Origin of the sequence: Martelella radicis (assembly GCF_014196625.1) — a bacterium.
Lineage (GTDB): Bacteria > Pseudomonadota > Alphaproteobacteria > Rhizobiales > Rhizobiaceae > Martelella > Martelella radicis.
On the sequence record NZ_JACIDZ010000005.1, the window covers coordinates 253,842 to 277,987 of the forward strand.

Here is a 24,146-nt window from a genome sequence, read left to right on the forward strand (position 1 = left end):
AATCGTCACAACTCTGCAAACCGGTCGAAGCGCAGGTTCTCAAGATTGGCAGACGGTTTCTTCTGCATGGCCAGTTCCGCGATCAGCCGCCCCGTGGCTGCTGACTGGGTCAATCCCAGATGTCCGTGGCCGAAGGCATAGAGCACGTTCGGGGCCGCTTTCGAACGGTCGATCACCGGCAGGCTGTCGGGCATGGAGGGGCGAAACCCCATCCACTGCTCGCCGCCACGCGTCTCAAGTTCGGGCATGAACCGTTTTGCAAGTTTCATCAACATGTCGGAGCGTTTGAAATTGGCGGGCAGATCAAGTCCGCCGAACTCCACCGCACCGCCGACCCGGATCCCGTCTTTCAGTGGCGTCACGACAAAGGAATGATCGTTGAAGTAAAGCTGGCGCTTCAGCGGGAAGGCGGTCGGCGGCAGGGTGGTGTTGTAGCCGCGCTCGGTGTCGAGCGGGATCGCCTCGCCAAGGCTTTTTGCCAGCCGTTTGGACCAAGCGCCGCAGGCAACCACGACGGTGCGGGCCTCAACCACCTCGCCATTGGAAAGATGTATGCGCGCGCCGGTCTCGATCGGCTCCAGGCCTGAAACATCTGCGATGCTGATCGTGGCTCCGTCCTGCTGCAGGCTTTCACCAAGGGCGCGTGTAAAACTGGCAGGATCGGAGATCTGCAGACCATCATCGCTATAGATCGCGTGTTCGAACCGGGGCGCGAGGCCGGGCTGAAGCGTTTCGATCTCGCTGCGCCCGACGCGATGAAAATCAAAGCCCGCTTCGCGCTTCTTGTCCCAGTCGGGCGCGGCGGCGCGAAAGCTTTTCTCGCTGTCATAAAGGTCGAGCGTGCCGGTATTGACGACAAAGGGCGCCAGGCGCTCATCCTTGCGAATATGTTCGAATTCCCTGACCGCCAGCCGCATCAGTTCTGACTGGACCTCTAGCCCGCGCTCGAAATTGGCCTTGAAGCTTGCACGCCAGAAGTGCCAGAACCATGGAACAAGCCGTGCGGCATAGGCAGGACGGATCGTCAACGGTCCCAGCGGATCGAGCAGCCATACAGGCGCTTTCCACGTTATTCCCGGCGAGGGGATCGGCACGATCTCGGGGAAAGCAAGAATTCCGGCATTGCCCGCACTGCTTCCTGCGGCAATTTCACGACGTTCCAGTATCGTGACCCTGCGGCCAGCTTCCAGCAGATAACGTGCGGCCATGCATCCGACAATGCCGCCGCCAATGACAACGGCATCTGCGCCAGTTTTGTCTTTCATCGCGTTCCCCGTTTTTGAAAGGGCTGACCGCTGCATGTCCCCGAGACATGGTCTTGTTAGCCCGCCTGCCCTTTCGTTCGTCGGCGAAACCTTCCGGCTTGGAAACAGCAGATTTTTGTTTGGTTGGTATAACTCTTCCTGCCTCGGCCACAGCCTGCCGTTCACTCCAGTGACAGCGCGCGTGCTTGCTCGGCTTCCCGGGCCAGGTATTCCTGGATCTGGCGCACGATCTGTCCGGCATGGTCGATTGCCAGGCGGTCGGCCTGTTCGCGATCGCCGGCTTCGATCACCGCGATGATATCCTCGTGTTCATTGACATATTGGCGCGGAAGACGGTCTTCAAAGGTGGAATAATAGAGCCTGAGAATGCGGCGTCCTTCATCCAGCAATCGCGAGAAGAAACCGGTGTAATAGGGATTACCTGCCAGTTCGGCGATGGCGACGTGAAATTCGCGATTGGCCTCGATCATGGCAAAGGCGTCCTGGGCTTCCACCGCTGCCACGAACTCGCCCTGGCGCGCGCGAATGCTTGTCATCATCTCTGGCGCATGCGGCCCGCGCGCCGCCGCTCCCCTGGTGCTGATCCGGTACATCAGCGTCAACGCTTCGAAATAATGCGGCATATCCGCGAAGTTGATGGCGGAAACAATGGTGTTGCGGTTGGGCAGCGTGGTCACCAGCGTGTCGCTGGCAAGCCTGAGCAAAGCCTCACGCACCGGGGTGCGCGACATGCCGAAACGTTCCGACAGTCTGACTTCATCCAGCGGACTGCCCGGCGTCAGCTCCATCGCCAGAATTTCCCGCCGCAGCGTCTCGTAGACCTTCTGCGTTCCCGATCCGCGCGTCTTTGCCTTTGTCGTCTCTTCCGCTGCTGCCATTGCTGCCTCTTTCATGGTTGCTGTGTTTGCGCATATGCGGATGCGTTATACCATCCAATCACCCGGACCGAGCGGAGCAAATCAGCAACCTGTCGATCTTGAGCATATGTCGCCGCGCATGCATTGTCGACACTTTGTGTTCAAAAATACGACGGTTCGAGGCTTGGATATAGCATTCCGGTTGTCGCCGAGAAATGGCATGCCTCAGGACTGGCCTGGACGGTTCTGCCGAGGTTGAATGCTGCGGCAATTGAAATTATGGCTGATCCACGGCGTTTGACTTTTTTGCGGCGCAGGACAACCGGTAGAGGAATGGACACGATGGCAGCAAATGTAGCCTTGATCGGCATTGGCATGGGAGCGAGCGCTCATGTAACGGCGGTGGCGGCCAGCGAAAACCTCGTTCTGCATGGCGTTCTGTCGCGCAACCAGCAGCGCGCGAAAGCATTTTGCGAAGCCTATGCCGAGCGTCACGACGCGCCGGCCCCCATTGCCTATGCTGGGCTGGAGGCGCTTGTGGCGGATGAGGCGATCGATTTCGTCATCGTCTGCACACCGCCGGATGCGCGCGCTGACATCATCAACGCCCTGTGCGAAGCGAAAAAGCCGATCCTCATGGAAAAGCCGGTCGAACGCACGCTCGAACAGGCGACGACGATCGTCGAACGCTGTGAGAAGGCAGGGGTCCCACTCGGCATCGTGTTGCAACATCGCATGCGCGATGCGTCGATGCAGCTCGCAGACCTGATTGAGAGCGGCGGTTTCGGGCCGATCGGCGTCGTTGAAATCAACGTTTCCTGGTGGCGGCCACAAGACTATTACGACGAACCGGGCCGGGGAACATATGCCCGCGACGGTGGCGGCGTGCTGATTTCACAGGCCATCCACCCCCTTGATCTGGCGCTTTCCCTTTGCGGCCCGGTCACCCGCGTCCAGGCCATGGCCCGAACATCCAACTTGCACCAGATGGAGGCCGAAGACTTCGTCAGTGCCGGACTGGACTTTGCCAATGGCGCCTGTGGTTCGCTGGTGGCGAGCACGGCGAGCTTTCCGGGTATGCCCGAGAGCCTCGTAATCCATTGTGAAAATGCGTCCGTGCGCCTTCAGTCCGGTCAGATAGAGGTTCACTGGCGCAATGGCGACCATGAACTTCTGGGTGAAACATCGACATCAGGCGGCGGCGCCGACCCGATGGACTTCCCGCATGCCTGGCATCAAAGGATTATCGAGGATTTCGCCGACGCGCTTGCCACCGGACGCGACCCGGCTGTCACAGGCCGCAAAGCGCTTGAAGTTCACAGACTGATTGAAGCTCTGATCCGCTCATCAAAAGAACAACAGGCCGTCAGCCTAAGCTGAACGGCCTGCGGATTTTTGTGTGACGCTCGGCGCAGGCACGGATTGACGCAGTTTGAAGAGATCGGACCTCCAACTGGCAAAGGCGGGCAGACAGTGTCGATCTGCGTATTCCGCGCCTGCGCATTGGCTCCCATTTCCGGTCTTTTCTCGAGCTTGCTCGGCTCGCCTTTGAGCCCGATGCCAACGAGCAGCCGCTCCACCCCTTCGAACACGATCTCCAAGTTACGCATTGACCATATCGGCCTGCCAAAAAAGCGAAAAACCCCCGCGTTCTTGCGAGGGCTTTTGCATATCGGATAAGTCAGTTTTGGTTGCGGGGGCAGGATTTGGACGCTGTTTTGTTAACAGGAAACCCCGAAAAACAGTAAGCTCTCTAGCACTGTCGGAGGGAAACTTTTGGTGAGCTCTTGAGGGGGCTAGCTTCGGAGCCGGAGCGGTAGCAGAGCTCTCGCACTGGCGCAGCATATTGCCACCCGAGCTCTTGCCAAAGATCGAGAGCCGACGCCCCTATCAACCCGGATATCATTTCGAACCTTAACTGGCAGCACGCGCTAGCGTGACAATGCGGGTAAGGCCTGCACACCGTGCATCGGCTTGTGAAAGACAGACTGCGTCTCATCGATCGCCTCCGTCCCTGCCATCTTCCGCGCGAAAACCCGGCCGATGCCAAACAGAACCGGGTTATCGTAGCCGATCTCTTTCATGCCCTCGCCCAGCCCCGCGAGCGTGCCGTGCCAGCGCTTTTCATCCGCACGGCTGATGTTGGCGGCGATCAGGACCGGGGTTTCGGGCGAGAGTCCCTCCGCAATCAATCGGGCGCTGATCTCGCCCGCGGTGCGGCCGCCCATGTAGAACATTGTCGTGGTTGTCGGGTCGGCGATGGCGCGCCAGTCGATATCCTCCGGTAACGCGCCCTTTTTCGAATGGCCGGTGATGAAACGCACCGACTGGGCGCAATCGCGATGGGTGAGCGAGGTGGTGGTGCCGGCGGCAAGTGCGCTTGCGGCGGTGATGCCGGGGATGACGGAAACCGGGATGCCTGCCTGCTGAAGCGCCGTTATTTCCTCGCCGGACCGCCCGAACACCGAAGGATCGCCCGATTTCAGCCGCACGACGCGCTTTCCGGCCCGCGCCAGATCGAGCATCATCCGGTTGATATCCTCCTGCCGGCAACTCGTCCGCCCGCCGCGTTTTCCCACCAGCATGCGCTTCGCCTCGCGTCGGGCCAGTTCGAGAATTTCCGGCGAGATCAGGTCGTCGAACAGGATGACATCGGCCGATTGCAGCGCCCGCATGGCCTTCAGCGTCAGGAGCTCGGGATCGCCCGGCCCGGCGCCGACAAGCGTGACGCTGCCGGTCTGCGGCGCGGTCGCGATCTGTGTCGCCCGCGTCATGAGCCGTTCCGCCGCCTCCTCTTCGGGGCGACCGGCAAAGCTCAGATCGACAAAATGCTCCCAGAAGGCCCGGCGCGCGCCGCCCGGCTTCAGCCGCGCGCCAATGGCATCGCGCAGGGAGGCGGCAAGGCCTGCCCATTCGGCAAGCGCCTTCGGCAGCAGCGTTTCGATCCGCCGCCGGATCGCCTGGCCGAGAACGGGCGCTGCGCCATCGGTGGAAATGCCGACAACGACCGGCGAGCGGTTGACGATCGAGCCGAACTGGAAGCTGCAGAAGGCCGGCTTGTCGATGACGTTGAAGGGCACGCCCTCGGCTCTCGCGCGGGCGGCGAAGGCTTCAGCCGCGGCATCGTCGTCGCAATCCGCCAGCCCCAGGCTGAGATCGCGCCATTCAGCCACCTGCCAGTTCACGGCTTGAAGGCGAACCCGGCCATCTTCCTGCAGCGCCAGCAATTCGTCGCAGGCCTTCTCGCCGCCGAGACAGACCGTTACGTCGGCGCCGGCAGCGGCCAGAAGCTCGGCCTTCCAGGCCGCCGCTTCGCTGGCTCCGGCGACCAGCGCCGGTCGGCCTTTCAGCCGAAAGAACAGCGGCAGGACGGCGAGGTCCTCCATGCGGGCGGGGGCGCTTGCGTCAGCCATCGATCCGCCTCCCTATTCGGCCGCGAGTGGCAAAGCGGAGAGCGCGATGAACAGCCGTCCGTCTTCCAACCGCACCGGATAGGTCTGCACTTCACCCTCGTCCGCGCCGAGCGCCGCGCCGCTTTCCAGGGAAATCACGAAATTGTGGAGCGGGCAGGTGACGGCCCTGCCATGCACCAGGCCTTGCGACAACGGCCCGCCCTTGTGCGGGCAGCGGTCATCCATGGCAAAGACCTCGTCCTCCGCGGTGCGGAATACCGCGATCCGCCCGAAAGCCGTGTTGATGCAGCGCGCGCCGCGCCGGGGAATGTCCTGAATATGACCGATGGCGATGAAATCACTGCTCATGATGGGCTCCTCATTCCGCCGGCTCGGGATGTCCGACCACGGCCATCGGCTTGAATTCGTGCTTGTCCTTGCCGGAGACGCGCTCCGACCACGGGTCGACCTGGGCATATTTCTGGCTTTCGACGAAGCGGTCGAAATAGGCCGTGCGTTTTTCGGCATCGTCCATGATCTGGGCACGGACTTCGTCATAGCCGATGCGTTTTGCCCATTTGTAGATGCGCTCCAGATAGCGTGCCTGCTCGCGATACATCTGGGTGAGCGCCACGATATGCTCCAGCGCCTCGTCCTCGGTCTTCACCATGCCGAGCACCTCGGTGCCCCGGATTTCGAGCCCGGCCGCACCCGCGAAATGGATTTCGAAGCCACTGTCGACGCAGATCACGCCGATATCCTTGCAGGTTGCCTCGGCGCAGTTGCGCGGACAGCCGGAAACGGCGAGCTTGAGTTTTGCGGGCGTCCACGAGCCCCACATGAATTTCTCGAGCCTTACGCCAAGCCCGGTCGAATCCTGCGTGCCGAAGCGGCACCAATCACTGCCGACGCAGGTCTTCACCGTGCGCAGCCCCTTGGCATAGGCCTGGCCGGAGACGAAACCCGCCTTGCCGAGATCGGCCCAGACTGCCGGCAGGTCTTCCTTCTTCACGCCCAGCATGTCGATGCGCTGGCCGCCGGTGCACTTGACGGTCGGGATCTCGTATTTGTCGACGACATCGGCAATCGCGCGCAACTCCTTCGACGAGGTGACGCCGCCCCACATGCGCGGCACCACCGAATAGGTGCCGTCCTTCTGGATATTGGCGTGGACGCGCTCGTTGATGAAACGCGACTGATAGTCGTCGGCATATGCGCCGGGCCAGTCGCAGACGAGATAGTAGTTGAGCGCCGGCCGGCATTTGGCGCAGCCGCATGAGGTCTTCCATTCAAGCTCCTGCATCACGGCGGGAATGGTCTTCAGCCCCTTGGCGCGGATCAGACGGCGGACATCGTCATGGCCAAGATCGGTGCAACCGCAGACCGGCTGGACGGCGGCGGGGTTATAGGCGTCACCCAGCGTCAGCGCCATCAGCTGTTCGACGAGCCCGGTGCAGGTGCCGCACGACGCCGAGGCTTTCGTGTGGGCGCGGACATCATCGAGCGCGGTCAGGCCCTTGTCCTTGATCGCGGTTACGATCTTGCCCTTGCAGATGCCGTTGCAGCCGCAGATTTCCGCGTCATCGGGAAGCGCTGCCACGGCGGCAGCCGGATCGGCAGCAGCACCGCCCTGATAGGCCTGGCCGTAGATCAGCGTCTCGCGCATTTCGGAAACGTCCGTCCCGCGCTTCAGCATGTCGAAATACCAGGCGCCATCGGCGGTGTCGCCATAAAGCACGGCGCCGATCACGCGGTTATCCTGCAGGATCACGCGCTTGTAGACGCCGCGCGTGGCATCGCGCAGCACCACCTCCTCACGGTCCGGCCCCTCGGCGAAATCGCCGGCCGAAAACAGCTTGATGCCGGTGACCTTCAGCTTGGTGTTGACATGCGAGCCCCTGTATTCCGCCGCACCGCCGGCAAGCCGGTCGGCAAGCACGACGGCACTCTCATAAAGCGGCGCGACCAGACCGTAGCAGGTGCCGCGATGCTCGGCGCATTCGCCGAGCGCGAAGATCGAAGGATCGGAGGTCGCCATGCCGTCATCGACGACGATGCCGCGATTGACCTCAAGCCCGGCATCCTTTGCAAGCCCCGCCGCCGGGCGGATGCCGACCGCCATCACCACCATGTCGGCGGAGATGATGCGGCCGTCCTCCAGTTCGACGCCCTCGACCCTACCCTCTCCAAGGATCCGTTTGGTATTGGCCTTGGTGATGATCTCGATGCCGCGATCGTCGAGCGCCTTTTTCAAGAGATAGGCCGCCGCCGGGTCGAGCTGGCGCTCCATGATCGTGTCCATCAGGTGCAGCACGGTGACGCTCATGCCGCGCTGCTTCAGCCCGTAGGCCGCCTCAAGCCCCAGTAGCCCACCGCCGATGACAACCGCATGGCCCTGCCCCGCGGCAATCTTCAGCATCTTCTCAACATCGTCGAGGTCGCGATAGGCGAGAACGCCGGGCAGATCATGCCCGGACACCGGGATGATGAAGGGCGAGGACCCGGTGGCGATCACCAGCCGGTCATAGGAGGCCGTGACACCGTTTTCGGCGGTGACGGTCTTCGCCTCCCGATCGATCTTCGCGACCTTCGCACCGCGATGCAGCGTCACGCCGTTCGCCTCATACCAGTCATCGCCATGGATGATGATGTCTTCATAGGTCTTTTCGCCCGAAAGCACCGGCGACAGCATGATGCGGTCGTAATTCACCCGCGGCTCGGCGTTGAAGATGGTGACATCATAGAGACCGGGGGCGCGCTCGAACAGGTCTTCGAGCATGCGGCCGGGGGCCATGCCGTTTCCGATGATGACGAGTTTCTGGGCCATGATTTCTACTCCGCTGCGACGCGTTTGTTGCAGGTCTGCCGGCTGATGCGCTGATCGCGCTTCTGCCTGATGGCGGCGAGCTGTTCCTCGGCGGGCGAGGCGCCGCCTTCATAAGCTTCGAGAAACTCCAGCAATTCCTCGCGGTAGGCGTAATAATCCGGGTGGTCGAGCAGCGCTTTTCGCGAACGGGGGCGCGGCAGGTCGACCTCCATGATGTTGCCGATGCGGGCATTCGGCCCGTTCGACATCATCACCACCCGGTCGGCCAGGAGAATGGCCTCGTCGACGTCATGGGTGACGCAGATGGCCGTGACCTTGGTGCGCGACCAGACCTCCATCAGCACCTCCTGCAGCTCCCAGCGCGTCAGGCTGTCGAGCATGCCGAAGGGTTCGTCGAGCAGGAGAAGCTTCGGCGACAGCGCGAAGGCGCGGGCAATGCCGACGCGCTGGCGCATGCCGTTCGACATGTCGGCCGCCGGCCGGTGCATGGCATCGCCAAGGCCGACGCGCTCGAGATAGTATTCGACGATATCGCGGCGTTCGGCGGGGCTTGCCTTCGGATAGACCCGGTCAACGCCGAGCGCGACATTCTCGCGCGCCGTCAGCCATGGCATCAGCGAGGGGGCCTGAAACACCACGGCGCGGTCCGGCCCTGCGCCGGAAATCTCGCGACCGTCGAGAATGATGCCGCCCGCATTGATCGGGTTCAGCCCCGCCGCCATGGAGAGCACCGTCGATTTGCCGCAGCCGGAGTGGCCGATCACGGAAATGAACTCGCCCTTCTTCATCTTCAGGTCGAAGCCGTCGACGACGGTCAGCGGGCCCTTCGGCGTCGGATAGATCTTGGTGACGTTGGAAAATTCGACATAGCCGCTTTCGATGGCCGACTGGGCCTTTTCGCGATAGGCGGCCGGCAGAGGCTTCGAGGTCGACCTGATGGAAATCGGGACGACATTGGGAAGCGCTTCGACACGGCTCGTTTCCGGTTTGGCGCTGACGCCGACATCCATCAGATATTCGGTGATCGACGCGCGCAGGCGGATGAAATCGGGGTCGGAATTCATCGCCGCACGCTCGCGCGGACGAGCGATATTCACATCGAAGGACGGGCCGAAGGTGGCGTTGGGACCGGGAGTCAGCGGCACGATCCGATCCGCCAGCAGAATGGCCTCGTCGACATCATTGGTGACGAGGATGATGGTCTTCTTCTCTTTCTGCGAGATATCGGCAAGCTCGTCCTGCAGCTTGGCGCGGGTCAGCGCATCGAGCGCCGACAGCGGCTCGTCGAGCAGCAGCACGTCCGGCTGCATGGCAAGCGCACGGGCGACCGAGACGCGCTGGCGCATGCCGCCCGACAGTTCCGACGGTTTGCGGTCGCGGGCATGTTTCAGGCCAACCATCGCCACATACCAGTCGACGAGCGCGGCCCGTTCCTTTGCCAATTTTCCCTGATGCACCGCGTCGACGGCAAGCCGCACATTGGCCTCCACCGAAAGCCAGGGCATCAGCGCATAGTTCTGGAACACGATGCCGCGCTTCGGCGAAGGGCCTTCGACCGGTGCGCCACGAAACAGGATTTCGCCGCTGTCCGGCCTTTCGAGACCGGCGAGCATCGACATCAGCGTCGTCTTGCCGGCGCCGGAAAAGCCGAGGATAGCGATGAATTCGCCTTCCTGTACATCGAGCGAGATATCGGAGAGCACCGGGTTACGCTTGACGCCTTCGCCAAAGCCTTTTTCGACGTTTCTGAGCTGAAGAATGGGTTTCATCATGCCCTCCTTACCGGTTCGCCGAATAGGTGAAGGCGGTCTGCAGCGCGAACATCACCCGGTCGAGGAAGAAGCCGATCAGGCCGATGGTGATCACCGCAACCATGATGCGGGCGAGCGAATCCGAGGAACCGTTCTGGAACTCGTCCCAGACGAACTTGCCGAGGCCGGGGTTCTGCGCCAGCATTTCCGCGGCAATCAGCACCATCCAGCCCACGCCGAGAGAAAGCCGCATACCGGTGAAGATCAGCGGCAGCGAGGACGGCAGCACCAGCTTGCGGATCGTCGTCCAGGTGGAAAGCTGCAAGACCTTGCCGACATTGACGAGATCGCGATCGATCGAGGCGACGCCGAGGGCCGTGTTGATGATCGTCGGCCAGATGGAACAGAGCGTCACCGTAACGGCGGAAATCACCATGGATTTCGGCAGGAGGTCGCTCGGGTTCTGGTAAAGGGCTGCCACCACCATAGTCACGATCGGCAGCCAGGCGAGCGGCGAGACCGGCTTGAACAGTTGGATCAGCGGATTGATCGCACCCTCGAAGGTCTTCGACAACCCGCAGGCGATGCCGACCGGAACGGCGATCGCCGTGCCGATGAAGAAGCCGAGCGCAACCGTCATCAGCGAGGTCCAGATCTGGTCGAAATAGGTCGGCTTGCCGGTATAGGGCCGAACCTTGACGCGGTCGGCATAGCCCTCGGCAATCAGCATCTGGTTGCGCTCGTCCTGGCGGGCGTAGAATTCCTCGGCCTTCTGCCGCTCGGCGAAATGATCGTCCGTCAGCACCTCGGCCTGATGGAACACCGCCGCCGGGCCGGGGATGGCGCCGAGCGAGGTCTCGACCTTCGGCGCGAAATAGGCCCAGGCCGCGAGGAAGGCGAGGATACCGACAAGCGGAACCAGCAGCATCTGCTTCAGATCCGCCCATTGCTCCGAGGGCGTGTCGCCGGCGGCAAGCTTCAGCAGCGGCACCACGAAGCCGAGGCCGAAGGGGCCGAGCACCTTGCCGGCCCGGTTGATCCGGGCGATGCGCCGTTCACGCCGCACCGCAATCTCGGGATCGATCATGTCTGTCGCGATCGTCATGATGTCTCTGCTTTCCCTTGGTTTCAGCGGTGCTCAGCGGCCGGCGATCTTGTTGCCGTCGACGATCTCGTCGCCCTTCAGGCCGATCGGGAAGCTGTCGAGATAGGCGTTCGGATGGCGACCGTCATAGGTCACGCCGTCGATGAACTCGTTTGTCGCGGGCTTGTAGCCGTCGGTATCGAAGGGGAAGTCGGCCTCCGTGGCATGGCCCTCATCGACCAGCTGGCGGGCCGCTTCCAGATAGAGTTCCGGCAGATAGACCGAGCGGGCGACCTCGTCATACCAGCCGTCTTCCCTGGGCTCGGCGATCTGGCCCCAGCGGCGCATCTGGGTCAGATACCAGACGGCGTCGGAATAATAGGGATAGGTGGCATAGTGGCGGAAGAAGACGTTGAAGTCTGCGGCCGGACGCTTGTCGCCCTTCTCATACTCGAACGTGCCGGTCATCGAATTGGCGATCACCTCGGCATCCGCGCCGACATATTCCGGCCGCGACAGGATCTCGACCGCTTCCTCGCGATTGGCGTTGTTGTCTTCATCGAGCCACATGGCGGCGCGGATCAGCGCCTTGGTGAGACCCAGCGTCGTCTGCGGATATTTTTGCGTGAATTCCTCCGTCAGGCCGAAGACCTTTTCCGGATTGTTCTTCCAGATGTCGTAATCGGTGACGACCGGCACGCCGATGCCCTTGAACACGGCCGCCTGGTTCCACGGCTCGCCGACGCAGTAGCCATCGATGGTTCCCGCTTCCATCGTCGCCGGCATCTGCGGCGGCGGGGTGACGGAGAGCAACGCATCGGCCTGGATCTGGCCGGAAATATCGCCCGGCGAGTAATAGCCCGGATTGATGCCGCCGGCCGCCAGCCAGTAGCGCAGTTCGTAATTATGGGTGGAGACGGGGAAGACCATGCCCATCTTGAACGGCTTGCCCTCGGCCTTGTAGGCCTCGACCAACGGCTTCAGCGCATCGGCGCTGATCGGGTGCTCCGGCTTGCCATCGGGGCCAGCAGGAATGTTTTCCTTCATCTGATCCCAGACCGCATTGGAGACCGTGATCGCATTGCCGTTGAGGTCCATCGAGAACGGCGTGACGATATGCGCCTCGGTGCCATAGCCGATGGTTGCCGCCAGCGGCTGGCCGGCCAGCATATGCGCGCCGTCGAGCTCCCCGGTGATCACCCGGTCGAGCAGCACCTTCCAGTTCGCCTGTGCCTCCAGCGTCACGTAGAGGCCCTCGTCCTCGAAGAAGTGCATCTCCTTGGCGATTGCCAGCGGCGCCATGTCCGTCAGCTTGATGAAGCCGATGGTCAGTTCGTCCTTTTCCGGAAACAGCATCTCGGCATGGGCATTCGCGCCCGCAAACGCGACGGAACAGAGCATGGTGGCAGAGCAAAGGAAATGGCGCATGGCGTCCTCCAGATGGGTCGGGAATGTCGGAAAAACGAAAAAAGCCGCCTAACGGTCCTCGGGCCAGTTCTGGCTCGAATGCGTTGGCGGCGTTGCCTGACACCCTCCATTGGGCGTCGCTTTCTTGAGACTTATGGAAACACAGAACGCTCTTTCACACAAGCGGCGCTGCCAGTTTTTTGCATAAAAAATATCTGAATCTCAATACTGCACAAAATGCAGGCAGATGCATCAATCAATTGCAGTGCAACACCGACTCAAAGGCCGGATTTCTGCTGTGCAATATAAGCGCCCACCTGATCGGGATCGAAAGTCCGCCCATCAAAAAAGCCATCCGGACCGAGGATCAGTCCGCCGGCGCTAGCCCCCACGGGCGTCGGCACCTTGAGCGCGCCTTCCACCTTCAGGCTGGCCCCCGGCAGCGGTGTATGCAGCGGCTGCAACGCCTTGCGATAAATGTCCGGCCGATAGCTCATTTTCGCGATCTCGGCATTTTCGGCGGAATGATCGCAAAGCCCCCAGCGCACGAGTTGGCTGTAGAACCAGAGCGCGTGGCTCTGCCAGGGAAAGGTCGCGGCCTTGGCGGAGGTCAGGAAGAAATCCTCGACCGCGCGGTCCGCCGTTTCGCTGATCGCGACCGTGCCGGAAAGCAGCGGCTGCAGCACCGTGGAATCGACATTGAGGTGATGCGGTTCGGAGAGGATTGCGGCCAGTTCGCCATGGTTCTCAGGTCTGGCCGACCATTCCGACGCCCGGTAGAGGCTGCGCAGCAGCGCCGCCACGGTCTCTTCGTTTTCGGCGACAAACTCGGCCGGCAGCGCCAGCACCTTTTCCGGGCTGGAGCGCCAGATCTTCGCCTTGACGGTGACGATCCGCGCCGCGCCGCGCCGCGCCGCGATCGTGTTCCACGGCTCGCCGGCGCAATAGCCATCGATCCGCCCGGCCTCGATCGCGTCCGGCATGAAGGGCGGCGGCAGCACCACGATTTCGATATCGCGGTCGGGATCGATGCCATTGGCTGCGAGCCAGTAGCGCAGTTCGAGATTGTGCCCGGAGAACACGTAGACAACGCCGAAGCGCAGCGGCGGCAGACCCTGTGTCTTTCTGGCCGCAATCGCCCGCTTCAGCGCGGCGCCCGCCCTGGCGGGATCGAGGTCGCTTTCATCGCCCTCCGCCTCCATCGCCGCGCCAAGGGCCGCCGACACCGTCACCGCATTGCCGCCGAGCCCGAGCGCGATCGGCGCCACAAGTTTAGGCGACAGCGGAAACAGGCCGAGATTGGCGGCGATCGGCATCGGCGCCAGCACATGGGCGGCCTGCAGGCTGCCGACGGCCAGCCGATCGCGGATCGCGCTCCACGAGGTTTCGCGCGTCAGGCGGACATCCAGCCCCTCCTCGACGAAAAACCCTTTCGCCTCGGCCGCCAGAACGATGGCGCTGTCGAGAAGCGGCACAAATCCGATTGAAAGGTCCTGCATCTTCATCTCTCCAGCATCTCGAACGTCATGATCAGGCTCTGCGCCACATCGACAATCTTGCGGTTCTGATCCATCGCCGTGCGCCGCAGCAGCGCATAGGCCTTTTCCTCATCCATGCCGCGCGATTTCATCAGCAACGCCTTGGCGCGGTCGACCGCCTTGCGGTTTTCGAGCTGGCTCTTCGCCGCCTCCAGCTCCTGCGCCATGCGCGAAAACGCGTTGAAACGGGAAATCGCCATATCGAGGATCGGCTTCACCCGCTCCTGCTTCAGCCCGTCGACGACGTAAGCCGAAACCCCGGCCTCGACGGCCGCGTGGATCATGTCGGCATCGGACCGGTCGACGAACATGGCGATCGGCTTCTTCACCGATCGCGACAGAAGGAACAGGCTTTCCAGCATATCGCGGTTGGGGTTTTCGATGTCGATCACGATCACGTCCGGCGCCTGACGCTCGATGATGCGGGCGACGCCGACGAGTTCCTCCACGACGGTGACGTTCCGGTGGCCGGCCTTGAGCAGGCCCTCCTTGATGATGGCTGCGCGGATCGCGTTTTCATCGATGACCAGGATCGCCAGATCGCTGTTATTCATGAGCAGGCCAGAACCTTCCGCATCAAACGTTCAATAGACGTCACGCACATAGCGTTTTTCCTTTGCGAGCATGTCAACGTAGCGCTCGGCCGCCTCGCGCGATAGACCGCCATGCGTCTCGGCAACGACCTTGAGCGCGGCATCAACATCTTTCGCCATCCGGCTGGCGTCGCCGCAGACATAGAAATAGGCGCCATCCTGCAGCCACCCCCAGAGCTCGCGTCCGTGCTCGACCATCCGGTTCTGGACATAGATCTTTTCCGCTTGGTCTCGCGAAAAGGCCGCATCGAACCGCCCGAGAAAGCCGCTTTTCTGCCAGCGCTCCATTTCATCGCGGTAATAAAACCCGCTTTTCCGATTCTGCTCTCCAAAGAACAGCCAGTTCGGGCCATTCGCGCCTTCCGCTTCGCGATCCTGCAGAAAAGCGCGAAACGGTGCAATGCCCGTGCCTGGACCAACCATGATCGCAGGCGCGGCAGGGTCGGCGGGCGGACGGAAATGCGCCTGTTTCTTCACCGAGACGCTGACAGGAGCGGCACCTGCCCTGTCTGCGAGAAAGGACGAGGCAACGCCTTTGCGGGCGCGACCGTGGCGGGCATGACGCAACACCGAGACAGTGAGATGGATTTCGTCCGGCGTGACCTTCGGGCTCGAGGCGATGGAATAAAGCCGCGGCGTGAGCTTTCTCAGATGCGCACAGAATTCCTGTCCGTCGGCCGGCTTCGGCGCCATGGCCAGGATATCGGCGATCTGCCGTCCCCAGAGCCAGTCATTGACGGTTTTCCGGTCGGCTTCGCCGACCAGCCTCTGCAACGTTTCATGCCCAGTGAACTGAGCCCACCACGTAAGGAATTCGTGCGTCGGTCGAGCGATTTCGAAGTGATCGCGCAAAGCCTCGCCAATGCCGATGTCATGCCCGTTGAGACCGGAGATCGGCTGGTCAACCGGCACCTGCAGATAGGACAGGATCTCGTCGACCAGTTCCGGACAGTTGCTGGGCATGATGGAGAGCGCATCACCCGCCTCGTAAGGCATTGGCCCGTCCGTGCGGAATCCGAACTGGCGCACCTCCTTGGCGCTGCCCTCTCCGCTCAGCAACCGGTTGACGGCAAGCCGTGCGGAGATGGCTTCCCGGGACTTTGCTGCCTTCGACAGCCCCGCTGTGCTCGACCGGGGCGGCTCATGGGCTTCTGCCCCGGACAGCACTGACAAAGCCGCGGCGACCGCGTCTCCCTCCTCGCCGGCATCAAGCGTACGACAGTCAGACAGGCGTTGCGCGCCAAGACTTTCAAGCCGTGCGTCGAGCTTCCGGCCGAAGCCGCAAAACTGGTCGTAGGAACTGTCGCCAAGCGCGATCACCGCATAGGAGAGCCCCTCGATCTGCCCCGCCTTTGACAGCGCCGACCAGAAGCCCGCCGCATGATCGGGGGGGTCGCCATCACCAAAGGTGCTGACGATGAAGATCGCGGTATTCTCTGTCTCAAGGTCATCCATGCCGACATTTTCGAGCGAGCGCGGGGCGGCGCTCACCCCCTTCTCGCCGAGCGCTTCGCAAACGTCGGAAGCCAGCATTTCCGCGGTGCCGGTTTGAGAGGCGTAGAAGACGCCGACTGTCTGGCCCGCCTTTGTCTCACTCGAATTGGCTTCGGTAGCAAAAACACCGGCCAGCAGGCCTTCCACCATGGCCCTAGCTTCGGCCGGGACCGGAGCCTCCGCCGGAAGCGCCGGCGCAGCGCGTCCCTCCCACTGCCCGGTATTCAAACCAAGAAGAAAACCATCGAGCCATTGACGCGCTGTCTCATCCAGTTTCGGCAGGGTCTCGGCATCAACGCCCAGCGTGACGCCGGCTGCTGCGAGTGCCGGGCTCAGCCGCTCGATTGCCGCGGTTTCCGGAAGAGCAGAATCGGCCGGCACCGCCGCGACGCGTGCGGGCGAAACCGCCGTCACCTTGAATTCCGGCTGGAGCGATATCGGATCGACGGCATTGCCGGTGACGGCATTGACCGCCAGTTGCTCGCCGAACAGATCATTCCAGTGGAAGGGCGCGAACACAACGCCGGGCGATACCCTGTCAGTAACCAGCGCCGGCAAAACAGCCTCGCCGTGGCGTGAACTCAGCGCGACCCGGTCATTCTCGCCGATCTCAAGCGCCGCCGCATCGGCCGGGTTGATCTCGACGAACGGCGCGGAATTGAGCCTGTTCAGCCGGGCAACCTTGCCGGTCTTGGTCATGGTGTGCCACTGGTGCTGAAGCCTGCCGGTATTGAGAATGAAGGGATAGTCATCATCCGGAATTTCACCCGGCCCGGCATGGGCGCGCGGCCAGAATTTCGCCCGGCCGCTTTCGGTGGCGAATTTCAATCCTCTATCCGGCGCGCGGTAGCGGATCGGGTTACGGCTGGCATCACCGGCATCTGGTGCCGGCCACTGGATGCTGCGCTCGCGCAGGCGCTCATGCGTGATGCCGGAAATGTCGTAACCAGTCGCAGGATTGGAAAACTGCCGGATTTCGTCAAAAACCTCTGCCGCGCTGTGATAGGTGAAGGCGTCCTCATAGCCCATGGCGCAGGCGACCTTCGCGATGATCCGCCAGTCCGGCAGCGCTTCGCCCGGCGGCTTCGCGGCGGCCGCCGTCAGCGCCATGTTGCGTTCCGAATTGACCATCACGCCATCGGCTTCGAACGACACCGCCGCCGGCAGGAGGACATCGGCATAGGGCGTGGTCTCGGTTTCGGCATAGGCATCCTGAACCGCCACGAATTCGGCGCTCTCTAGCGCGGCCGTTACCGTACTGCGATTGGCGACGCTTGCGACCGGATTGGTGCAGATGATCCAGGCCGCCTTGATGTCGCCCGCCGCCATCGCCCTGAACATGTCAATGGTGCCGGTTCCTTCCTTGGCACGGATGGTGCCGGGCGCGATGCCCCAGCGCGCCTCGCAAAAGCGGCGGTCGGCCTCCACCAGCGCCGAGCGCTGCCCCGGAAGGCCCGGCCCCATATACCCCATCTCGCGCCCGCCCATGGCATTCGGCTGCCCGGTCAGCGAGAACGGCCCGCTGCCGGGCCGACAGATCTTCCCCATTGCAAGATGCAGATTACAGATCGCATTGGTGTTGAACGTGCCCTGGACTGACTGATTGAGCCCCATGGTCCACAGCGTCATGAATTCGCCTGCGGACAGCACGAGCGCGGCGGCGGCCTTGATGCTCTCAACGGAGAGGCCGGTGATCGCTGCCACGCGTTCCGGCGCATAGTCGGCGAGAAAGGCTCGCATATCGGCCCAGCCGTCGGTATGAGCCTCGATAAAGGCTTGATCGATGCCGCCGGCCTCGACAATCAGGTGCAGGATGCCGTTGAGGAGCGCAAGATCGGTCCCGGGTTTCGGCGCGAGATACAAATCGGCCTTCTCGGCCGTGGCGGTGCGGCGCGGATCAACGACGATCAGCTTCGCACCCTGCTTGACCCGGTCCATCATCCTTAGAAACAGGATCGGATGGCAGTCGGCCATGTTCGAGCCGATCACCAGAAACAGATCGGCCTTCTCGATGTCGTCATAGGATCCCGGCGGCGCGTCCGCGCCCAGAGAGAGCTTGTAGCCGGAACCCGCGCTTGCCATGCAAAGACGTGAATTGGACTCGATATGGCGGGTGCGCAAAAATCCCTTGGCGAGCTTGTTGGCGAGATACTGCGCCTCCATCGACATCTGGCCGGAGACATATAGCGCGACCGCGTCCGGCCCGTGTTCATCGGCAATGGAGCGCAGCCTTCCGGCCGTGTCGGCGATCGCCGCATCGACGGATACGGCTTCCGGCGCAATGCCCTCGCCCCGGACAAGCGCAGTCTCGAGACGACCGGGCGCGGCGATAGCCTCATGCGCGGTCTTGCCCTTGGTGCAGAGCCGCCCGCGATTGGCCGGATGATCCTTGTCGCCGGAGAGCCTGACAATCCGCCCGTCCTCGACATCGAGCACCACGCCACAGCCGACGCCGCAATAGGGACAGACGCTCTTGACCGTTTCTACGCCCATCGCCACCCCCTGCCTTGCAGAGCGCCGACGTTTGACGGGAACCGGAGATGACGTGCAGAATGGATCACTTGCCGGACTGGCATCGGCTTTCCTCGCTGTCTAGGATGAAAACAAAAAAGCCGCGGCATCATTCGAAGCGCTTCCTTCGAGGAAACGGTTCTCAGATCCGCAGCTTTGCGATGGAATGCCCGCCATTGGACATCGATGCATCAACGATAGTCCGACACGCGGCGACTTTCAAGCCCGACTGAAGCATCGGGACATCACACGGAGGAAACAGCGCGATGCCGGTAAAGATCAAACGAGTCTATGACGAACCCGACGCCTCCGATGGTCTGCGCATTCTCGTTGACCGCCTCTGGCCGCGCGGCGTTGCGAAGGACAAGGCCCGTGTCGATCTCTGGGCAAGGGAGGTCGCGCCCTCAAGCGACCTGCGAAAATGGTTCGCGCACCGGGAAGACCGGTGGGAGGCGTTTCAAAGGCGCTATCGCGCTGAACTTGCGGAAAACGCCACGCTTGACGAACTTTGCGCTGAAAGCGGGCGGGGCGCCGTGACATTGCTCTATGCCGCGCGCGACGAGTGCATCAATCATGCGCGGGTCCTCGCGGCCATCATCGCGGAAAAGAGCGGCCGCCACGCCGAGGTGGATCAGACGGACGAAGGCGCGCTAGAAGTGTCGTCTCCGCCCTGCTTTCTGCACGAACTGGACCCTTCCTGGCTGGGAACGGAAAGCCGCGACGCCAGCGGCGAAACCGCTGATCGCGAAGCCGACCAACGGCCCTCGCGCCCGAAAACCGACCGCGCGAAATAGCGCTCAGAGCGAACGCCCGCCGGAGGTGACGATGGTGAACTCTTCGTCCTCGATCAGGCCATCCTCGCGCACGGTCAGGCGCCAGCGGCGATTGCCGATGCGGAATGACAGGCGCCAGTGTCCCTCGTCATCGCCATCTCCCTGCTCCACCGAAGACCGCACCAGCCCGCGCGCTGTCATCGCGTGCAGATCGTCGACACTGAGACCAAAGCGATGGGCGAGCCTCTCCGCGCTGATTTCAAACTGCCCATCTGCAGTGCGCGCGATGAACGCCCCGGTTTCCTGAGCAGTCATGCTCCCTCCCCGTTTGTCACCTGACCCGCGGGACGGACAAGATCGCCATGCCCGATCGGGCACAATCCCGTCGTATCCTCGCCGCGATGAAAGCCGATCGCCAGACGGAAGGAATGGGCAATCCGCATGGCCCTGTCGAGAAACAGCGAAGCCACTTCCTTCGGGCAGATCGCGTCAACGGTTTCGGCAAAGAGCTGCAGCCATCGCTCGAAATGCCGCCTTTCAAGGTCGGGGATCGCAAGATGCGGCGGCAGCGGGCGGCCCTGATAGCGCGCCGTGCGCAACAGCGTCGCCGACCAGAAGTCGCACATCCGCCCGAGATGGCGCGGCCAGTCATCGGCGGCGATCCGGCTGTTGAAGACCGGCCCGAGGAGATGATCCTCGCGGATACGGTCATAAAAGCCGTGCACCACGGCGGCGATCATTGCTTCGTCCAGAACCTCCGGAAGAGGCTTGCCGTCGATGATCACGGTACGCTCCGGCGCGGATCGACCTTTCATATCTGATTCTCCTTCACGAATGCCCGGTTTCAGCCCGGCGGGCGATGTGCCTTGATCCGTGCCGGGTTCGTCTCGATGCGGCCTGCGCCGATCAGGTCGAGGCAATAGGGCACCGCCGGGAAGACCGCATTCAAGCAAAGCCTTATCGACGCCGGGCGGCCTGGCAGATTGACGATCAGGCTCTTTCCCCGCACGCCGGCAGTCTGGCGCGAGAGAATAGCCGTCGGAGCCTGTTCCAGGCTGATGCGCCGCATCAGTTCACCAAAGCCCGGCAATTCCTTCTCCATCATCGCCTGCATGGCTTCCGGCGTCTCATCGCGCGGCGCCGGCCCCGTGCCGCCGGTGGTCAGGATGAGGTCCGCCTTCACATTGTCGCACAGGTCCGTCAGCGTTTCACGCACTGAGTCCGTCCCGTCCGGTATGACGACGCGGTTCAGGACATAGTCTGACGTGATGGTCTCGGCCAGCCAGGTCTCGATCATCGCGCCGCTTTGATCTTCGTATTCACCCCGGCTGGCGCGATCCGAAATGGTCAGTGCAACAATCAGCATTTCATCCTCCAAGCACGGACATTGTCCGTGCGATGCCGGCAACGTGGGTATTCGTAATCGAAAAGGCATGCCCCTCGGGCTTCATCGCCACCGCGCGCGAAATCAGTGCATCGACCGGCCCATCATCTTCGCTTGCCCGCAGGGCATCCCTGAGGCCAATCCGGCCTTCATTGCCCATGCAGGTATAAAGATCGCCGGTAGCGCTGACCCGCAGGCGATTGCAGGCGGCACAGAAATCACAGGAGAGCGGCGTGATAAAGCCCAACAGGCCGCCCGTTTCGGCGACCCGCACATAGCGCGCCGGGCCACCGCTGCTGACGGCAAGCGGCTGAAATGTCCAGCGCTTCGAAAGCGTATAACGAAGCTTGGAGAGGGACAGAAAACTCTCGCGACGATCATGCCGACCCTCGCCGAGCGGCATTTCCTCGATCAGGGTCAGGTCCATGTCGCGGCCATGAGCAAAGCAGATCAGGTCATCAACTTCCTCTTCAAAGGTGCCACGCATGGCAACCGCGTTGATTTTGACCTTCAGGCCCGCCGCCTGCGCTGCCTCCAGACCGGCAAAGACCCGTTCGATCCGCCCCCAGCGGGTGATTGCCTGGTAGCGCCCGGGATCGAGCGTGTCGAGCGAGACATTGACCCGGCGCACCCCATGGGCGAAAAGCGCCTCCGCATAGCGATCGAGCAGCGTGCCATTCGTCGTCAGCGTCAACTCGTCGAGTTCGCCTGTTTCAAGATGGGCGCCCAGCATGGCAAACAGCGCCATGATGTTCTTGCGCACCAGCGGCTCTCCGCCGGTGATCCTGATCTTGCGCACCCCGCGCGCCATAAAGATGCGGGACAGCCGATAGAGCTCCTCAAGGTCGAGAATCTCACGGCGCGGCTGAAATGTCATGTTCTCGGACATGCAATAGGTGCAGCGCAGGTCGCAACGGTCGGTGACCGACAGCCTGAGATAGTTTGCCGTCCGGCCGAACCCGTCGACAAGCGGGCGCGGCACGGCCTCTCTTATCGTGCGTTCATGCCGCATCGCGCACCCGCCTTGCCTCGCCAATCGCCTTGCAACTCCACGTCAGGACGGCCTCGGCATCCGCCTGCAGGGGCTCGGACAACCCGTCTGAAAAAGCCAGCCAACCATCGAGATAGGGCTGCTTCACCGAGGTCAGGATCGGCACGCCTGCCACGAAGGCAGCCTCGAAAACCGAGCGCAACCCACCGCCCTGCTCTTCCCCCTTGCCGAAACGGTTCAGAATGAGGAGGTCTGGTTGTGTCCTGATCCGCGCTTCGGCGAAAACGGCGGCCTCGGAAAGCGCGTTGAAGTCCAGCCTGCAGCCGCGCGCATGGGCACCGAGCGCCTGCATGATCTGCCAGCGTTTGCCCGTGGCGATGTCTTCCAGATCGACCGCGCCGCAGCACTGGCCTTCGTCCTTTTCGGCATGCTGAACGAAACCTTCGACCCGGTATCCCCTAGCAAGCAGCCGACGCGCCACCGCTTCCAGGGTCCGATCAGCGGCATCATCCTGTATGAACGGGATGAAGCCCAGCGGCTTGCATTCGCCTCTCGCGCCTTCCGCATTCGCCATCACAAACCTCTTTGCCTTACTGCACCAGCGGCCCGTCGGCGCCGGCGATCTCGATACCCTCGATTTCGGCTTCCGCCGCCAGAACCGCAATGAACTGCGCAACCGCCTTAGACCAAGCCGCAGCCTCCAACCAGGCGGCGATGCGCGGCTTAGCCGCATCGAACGGCAATTGCGCGCCCTCGATCCGGCGATCCATGCGGATGATGTGGAAACCGTAGCGGGTTTCAACCGGCGAGGTGACCATCTCGCCCTCCGGCAGCCGCATCAGCACCGCCTCGAATTCCGGCACCGTGCTGCCCGGCGAAAGCTGGCCGAGATTGCCGCCCTGGTCCGCCGACGGGCAGGCCGAGCGCGCCTTCGCCAGTTCACCGAAACGAACGGCACCAGCCGAAAGGTCCGCAATCATCTGCTCGGCCTCGGCGCGCGCCTGCCGCCGGGCGGCCTCATCGGCCGGATCTGCGGCGAGCAGGATATGGCGTGCCTCGAAGATCGGCTCCGAGCGGAAACGGGTCCGGTTGTTGTCGTAGAACCGGCGACATTCCGCATCACCGGCCGACGGCACATCGACCGATGCTTCGATCAGCGCCCGGATCGCCGCATCCTCGGCAGTTTCCTTTCTACCGTCGGCGGTTGTCTCCGGTGTACCGATCACCTGCTGCTCGGCTGCCTTCTGCAGCAGCAGCTCACGGATGACGAGCGCTTCGGCCGCCGCCTTCAGCGCCGCGCCGGGATTGTCGGCCGGGTGATTCTGGGCCTCGGCGAGGATGGTGCTTTCGGCAATCGCAATGCCATTGACGGAGATTTGAGAAAACACCGGCCGCGCCTTCGGCGGTATTTTCGTGTCGACGGCCTGGTAGCCGCTGCCGGGCTCGGGTCCGGCGCCGGCCGTTTTCGGCTGTTGCGGTGTGAAAAGATTGACCATTTCGCGTTACTCCGCCGGTTTGCCGTTGATGCGCGACCCGTCGCCCTTCTGCCGGGCGACCTGATAGCCGGGCCGCCAGATGTAGCGCACCGGAACGCTCAACATGTGCACCAGCCGGGTGAAGGGGAAGACGAGCAATATGGTCAGGCCCAGGAAAATATGCGCCTTGAAGATCCACGCGGCATCGGCGACGTAGGACGAAGCCGCGAAATTGAAGGTGAAGATGCCCTGCGCCCAGCCCATGAATTTCACCATTTCATGGCCATCGAGATGGTGCAGCGAAACCGGGATCGTGCCGAGGCCGAGCAGAAGCTGCAGCCAGAGCAGGATGATGATCATCGTGTCGCTGAAGGTGGAAGCGGCGCGCACCCGCGCATCGAACAGCCGGCGATGGACCAGCAGCGTCGCGCCGACGATGCCCATCACCCCGGCAATGCCCCCGGCGACGACGGCCAGAAACTGCTTGGCCCCGTGGCTGATGCCGAGCGCATCGAAAATCCAGATCGGCGTCAACAGGCCGACAACGTGGCCGGCGAAAATGACCAGCACGCCGACGTGAAACAGCACCGATCCCCAGATGAGTTGCTTGCGCCGCAGCAACTGGGATGAGCCCGAGCGCCAGGAATAGGGCTCGCGATCATAGCGGATGACGGTCCCGAGGATCAGCACCGTGAGCGCGATATAGGGGTAGATGCCGAAAACGAGGGTGTTGAGATAGGCTGACATGGTCTGTCTCCTAGTTCGAAACGGAGCCGGCGATATCGCCGGGTTGGCGGTCTGCCG

The 24,146-nt window shown here is 62.6% G+C and carries 20 protein-coding genes; 2 read left to right on the plus strand and 18 right to left on the minus strand.

The features are described from left to right. Positions 1–5: 5 nt before the first annotated feature. Both GGR30_RS09900 and GGR30_RS09905 read right to left on the minus strand, forming a co-directional pair. Positions 6–1,265, minus strand: coding sequence for an NAD(P)/FAD-dependent oxidoreductase (locus GGR30_RS09900; RefSeq protein WP_183485626.1), 1,260 nt, complete (start codon positions 1,263–1,265; stop codon positions 6–8). 161 nt (positions 1,266–1,426) lie between these two features. Then, positions 1,427–2,143: a GntR family transcriptional regulator gene (locus tag GGR30_RS09905; protein ID WP_183485629.1), complete on the minus strand. Its 717-nt coding sequence runs from the start codon at positions 2,141–2,143 to the stop codon at positions 1,427–1,429. 123 nt (positions 2,144–2,266) lie between these two features. Between GGR30_RS09905 and GGR30_RS09910 the strand changes: the two genes are divergently transcribed. After that, a complete protein-coding gene (locus GGR30_RS09910; protein WP_343066486.1) occupies positions 2,267–3,502 on the plus strand; it encodes a Gfo/Idh/MocA family protein in 1,236 nt (411 codons plus the stop codon). 551 nt (positions 3,503–4,053) lie between these two features. Here GGR30_RS09910 and cysG read toward each other — a convergent pair. The 9 genes from cysG to GGR30_RS09955 all read right to left on the minus strand — a co-directional run bounded on the left by cysG (position 4,054) and on the right by GGR30_RS09955 (position 18,701). Beyond that, entirely contained in the window at positions 4,054–5,535 is a 1,482-nt protein-coding gene (gene cysG, locus GGR30_RS09915) for a siroheme synthase CysG (RefSeq protein WP_246413723.1), read from the minus strand. Between the two features lie 12 nt (positions 5,536–5,547). Beyond that, complete coding sequence (gene nirD, locus GGR30_RS09920) at positions 5,548–5,883, minus strand: nitrite reductase small subunit NirD (RefSeq protein ID WP_183485632.1); 336 nt, start codon at positions 5,881–5,883, stop codon at positions 5,548–5,550. Positions 5,884–5,893: 10 nt separating this feature from the next. Next, positions 5,894–8,341, minus strand: a complete 2,448-nt coding sequence (gene nirB, locus GGR30_RS09925; RefSeq protein WP_183485635.1) for a nitrite reductase large subunit NirB — start codon at positions 8,339–8,341, stop codon at positions 5,894–5,896. A gap of 5 nt (positions 8,342–8,346) precedes the next feature. Beyond that, positions 8,347–10,113, minus strand: a complete 1,767-nt coding sequence (locus tag GGR30_RS09930; protein ID WP_183485638.1) for an ABC transporter ATP-binding protein — start codon at positions 10,111–10,113, stop codon at positions 8,347–8,349. A gap of 7 nt (positions 10,114–10,120) precedes the next feature. After that, complete coding sequence (locus GGR30_RS09935; protein WP_183485641.1) at positions 10,121–11,197, minus strand: ABC transporter permease; 1,077 nt, start codon at positions 11,195–11,197, stop codon at positions 10,121–10,123. A gap of 33 nt (positions 11,198–11,230) precedes the next feature. Continuing rightward, positions 11,231–12,604 (minus strand): CmpA/NrtA family ABC transporter substrate-binding protein, encoded by a 1,374-nt coding sequence (locus GGR30_RS09940; protein WP_183485644.1) that lies wholly within the window; start codon positions 12,602–12,604, stop codon positions 11,231–11,233. Between the two features lie 257 nt (positions 12,605–12,861). Next, entirely contained in the window at positions 12,862–14,082 is a 1,221-nt protein-coding gene (locus GGR30_RS09945) for a CmpA/NrtA family ABC transporter substrate-binding protein (protein ID WP_183485648.1), read from the minus strand. Between the two features lie 2 nt (positions 14,083–14,084). Next, entirely contained in the window at positions 14,085–14,675 is a 591-nt protein-coding gene (locus GGR30_RS09950) for an ANTAR domain-containing response regulator (RefSeq protein ID WP_183485651.1), read from the minus strand. 30 nt (positions 14,676–14,705) lie between these two features. Then, positions 14,706–18,701: a bifunctional nitrate reductase/sulfite reductase flavoprotein subunit alpha gene (locus tag GGR30_RS09955; protein WP_183485654.1), complete on the minus strand. Its 3,996-nt coding sequence runs from the start codon at positions 18,699–18,701 to the stop codon at positions 14,706–14,708. A gap of 284 nt (positions 18,702–18,985) precedes the next feature. Here GGR30_RS09955 and GGR30_RS23660 point away from each other — a divergent pair, with 284 nt between their 5' ends. Next, positions 18,986–19,513, plus strand: a complete 528-nt coding sequence (locus GGR30_RS23660; protein WP_183485657.1) for a DUF488 family protein, N3 subclade — start codon at positions 18,986–18,988, stop codon at positions 19,511–19,513. 3 nt (positions 19,514–19,516) lie between these two features. Here GGR30_RS23660 and GGR30_RS09965 read toward each other — a convergent pair whose 3' ends face one another. Genes GGR30_RS09965 through narI form a run of 7 tightly spaced genes read right to left on the minus strand, consistent with a single transcriptional unit; the run spans position 19,517 to position 24,089 of the window. Further along, positions 19,517–19,807, minus strand: a complete 291-nt coding sequence (locus tag GGR30_RS09965; protein ID WP_183485660.1) for a DUF6522 family protein — start codon at positions 19,805–19,807, stop codon at positions 19,517–19,519. Further along, a complete protein-coding gene (locus GGR30_RS09970) occupies positions 19,804–20,307 on the minus strand; it encodes a group III truncated hemoglobin (protein ID WP_183485663.1) in 504 nt (167 codons plus the stop codon). Before GGR30_RS09970 ends, GGR30_RS09965 begins: the two co-directional genes overlap by 4 nt. A 29-nt stretch (positions 20,308–20,336) precedes the next feature. Beyond that, positions 20,337–20,858: a molybdopterin adenylyltransferase gene (mog, locus tag GGR30_RS09975; protein WP_183485666.1), complete on the minus strand. Its 522-nt coding sequence runs from the start codon at positions 20,856–20,858 to the stop codon at positions 20,337–20,339. Position 20,859: 1 nt separating this feature from the next. After that, positions 20,860–21,888 carry a GTP 3',8-cyclase MoaA gene (gene moaA, locus GGR30_RS09980; RefSeq protein WP_183485669.1) on the minus strand — a complete coding sequence of 343 codons (1,029 nt, stop codon included), beginning with the start codon at positions 21,886–21,888 and terminating at the stop codon, positions 20,860–20,862. Further along, complete coding sequence (locus tag GGR30_RS09985) at positions 21,878–22,441, minus strand: DUF2478 domain-containing protein (protein ID WP_183485673.1); 564 nt, start codon at positions 22,439–22,441, stop codon at positions 21,878–21,880. The genes moaA and GGR30_RS09985 overlap by 11 nt, the downstream gene beginning before the upstream one ends. A gap of 16 nt (positions 22,442–22,457) precedes the next feature. Further along, complete coding sequence (locus GGR30_RS09990) at positions 22,458–23,363, minus strand: peptidylprolyl isomerase (protein WP_183485677.1); 906 nt, start codon at positions 23,361–23,363, stop codon at positions 22,458–22,460. Between the two features lie 6 nt (positions 23,364–23,369). Beyond that, positions 23,370–24,089, minus strand: a complete 720-nt coding sequence (narI, locus tag GGR30_RS09995) for a respiratory nitrate reductase subunit gamma (RefSeq protein ID WP_183485680.1) — start codon at positions 24,087–24,089, stop codon at positions 23,370–23,372. Positions 24,090–24,146 lie beyond the last annotated feature (57 nt).

Coding starts and splice junctions, on each gene's coding strand:
- GGR30_RS09905 (WP_183485629.1), bottom strand. CDS start 2,143: ATGGCAGCAGCGGAAGAGACGACAAAGGCAAAGACGCGCGGATCGGGA.
- GGR30_RS09970 (WP_183485663.1), bottom strand. CDS start 20,307: ATGAAAGGTCGATCCGCGCCGGAGCGTACCGTGATCATCGACGGCAAG.
- mog (WP_183485666.1), bottom strand. CDS start 20,858: ATGCTGATTGTTGCACTGACCATTTCGGATCGCGCCAGCCGGGGTGAA.
- moaA (WP_183485669.1), bottom strand. CDS start 21,888: ATGCGGCATGAACGCACGATAAGAGAGGCCGTGCCGCGCCCGCTTGTC.
- GGR30_RS09985 (WP_183485673.1), bottom strand. CDS start 22,441: ATGGCGAATGCGGAAGGCGCGAGAGGCGAATGCAAGCCGCTGGGCTTC.
- GGR30_RS09990 (WP_183485677.1), bottom strand. CDS start 23,363: ATGGTCAATCTTTTCACACCGCAACAGCCGAAAACGGCCGGCGCCGGA.
- cysG (WP_246413723.1), bottom strand. CDS start 5,535: ATGGCTGACGCAAGCGCCCCCGCCCGCATGGAGGACCTCGCCGTCCTG.
- nirD (WP_183485632.1), bottom strand. CDS start 5,883: ATGAGCAGTGATTTCATCGCCATCGGTCATATTCAGGACATTCCCCGG.
- GGR30_RS09930 (WP_183485638.1), bottom strand. CDS start 10,113: ATGATGAAACCCATTCTTCAGCTCAGAAACGTCGAAAAAGGCTTTGGC.
- GGR30_RS09900 (WP_183485626.1), bottom strand. CDS start 1,265: ATGAAAGACAAAACTGGCGCAGATGCCGTTGTCATTGGCGGCGGCATT.
- GGR30_RS23660 (WP_183485657.1), top strand. CDS start 18,986: ATGCCGGTAAAGATCAAACGAGTCTATGACGAACCCGACGCCTCCGAT.
- GGR30_RS09945 (WP_183485648.1), bottom strand. CDS start 14,082: ATGCAGGACCTTTCAATCGGATTTGTGCCGCTTCTCGACAGCGCCATC.
- narI (WP_183485680.1), bottom strand. CDS start 24,089: ATGTCAGCCTATCTCAACACCCTCGTTTTCGGCATCTACCCCTATATC.
- GGR30_RS09935 (WP_183485641.1), bottom strand. CDS start 11,197: ATGACGATCGCGACAGACATGATCGATCCCGAGATTGCGGTGCGGCGT.
- nirB (WP_183485635.1), bottom strand. CDS start 8,341: ATGGCCCAGAAACTCGTCATCATCGGAAACGGCATGGCCCCCGGCCGC.
- GGR30_RS09955 (WP_183485654.1), bottom strand. CDS start 18,701: ATGGGCGTAGAAACGGTCAAGAGCGTCTGTCCCTATTGCGGCGTCGGC.
- GGR30_RS09965 (WP_183485660.1), bottom strand. CDS start 19,807: ATGACTGCTCAGGAAACCGGGGCGTTCATCGCGCGCACTGCAGATGGG.
- GGR30_RS09950 (WP_183485651.1), bottom strand. CDS start 14,675: ATGAATAACAGCGATCTGGCGATCCTGGTCATCGATGAAAACGCGATC.
- GGR30_RS09940 (WP_183485644.1), bottom strand. CDS start 12,604: ATGCGCCATTTCCTTTGCTCTGCCACCATGCTCTGTTCCGTCGCGTTT.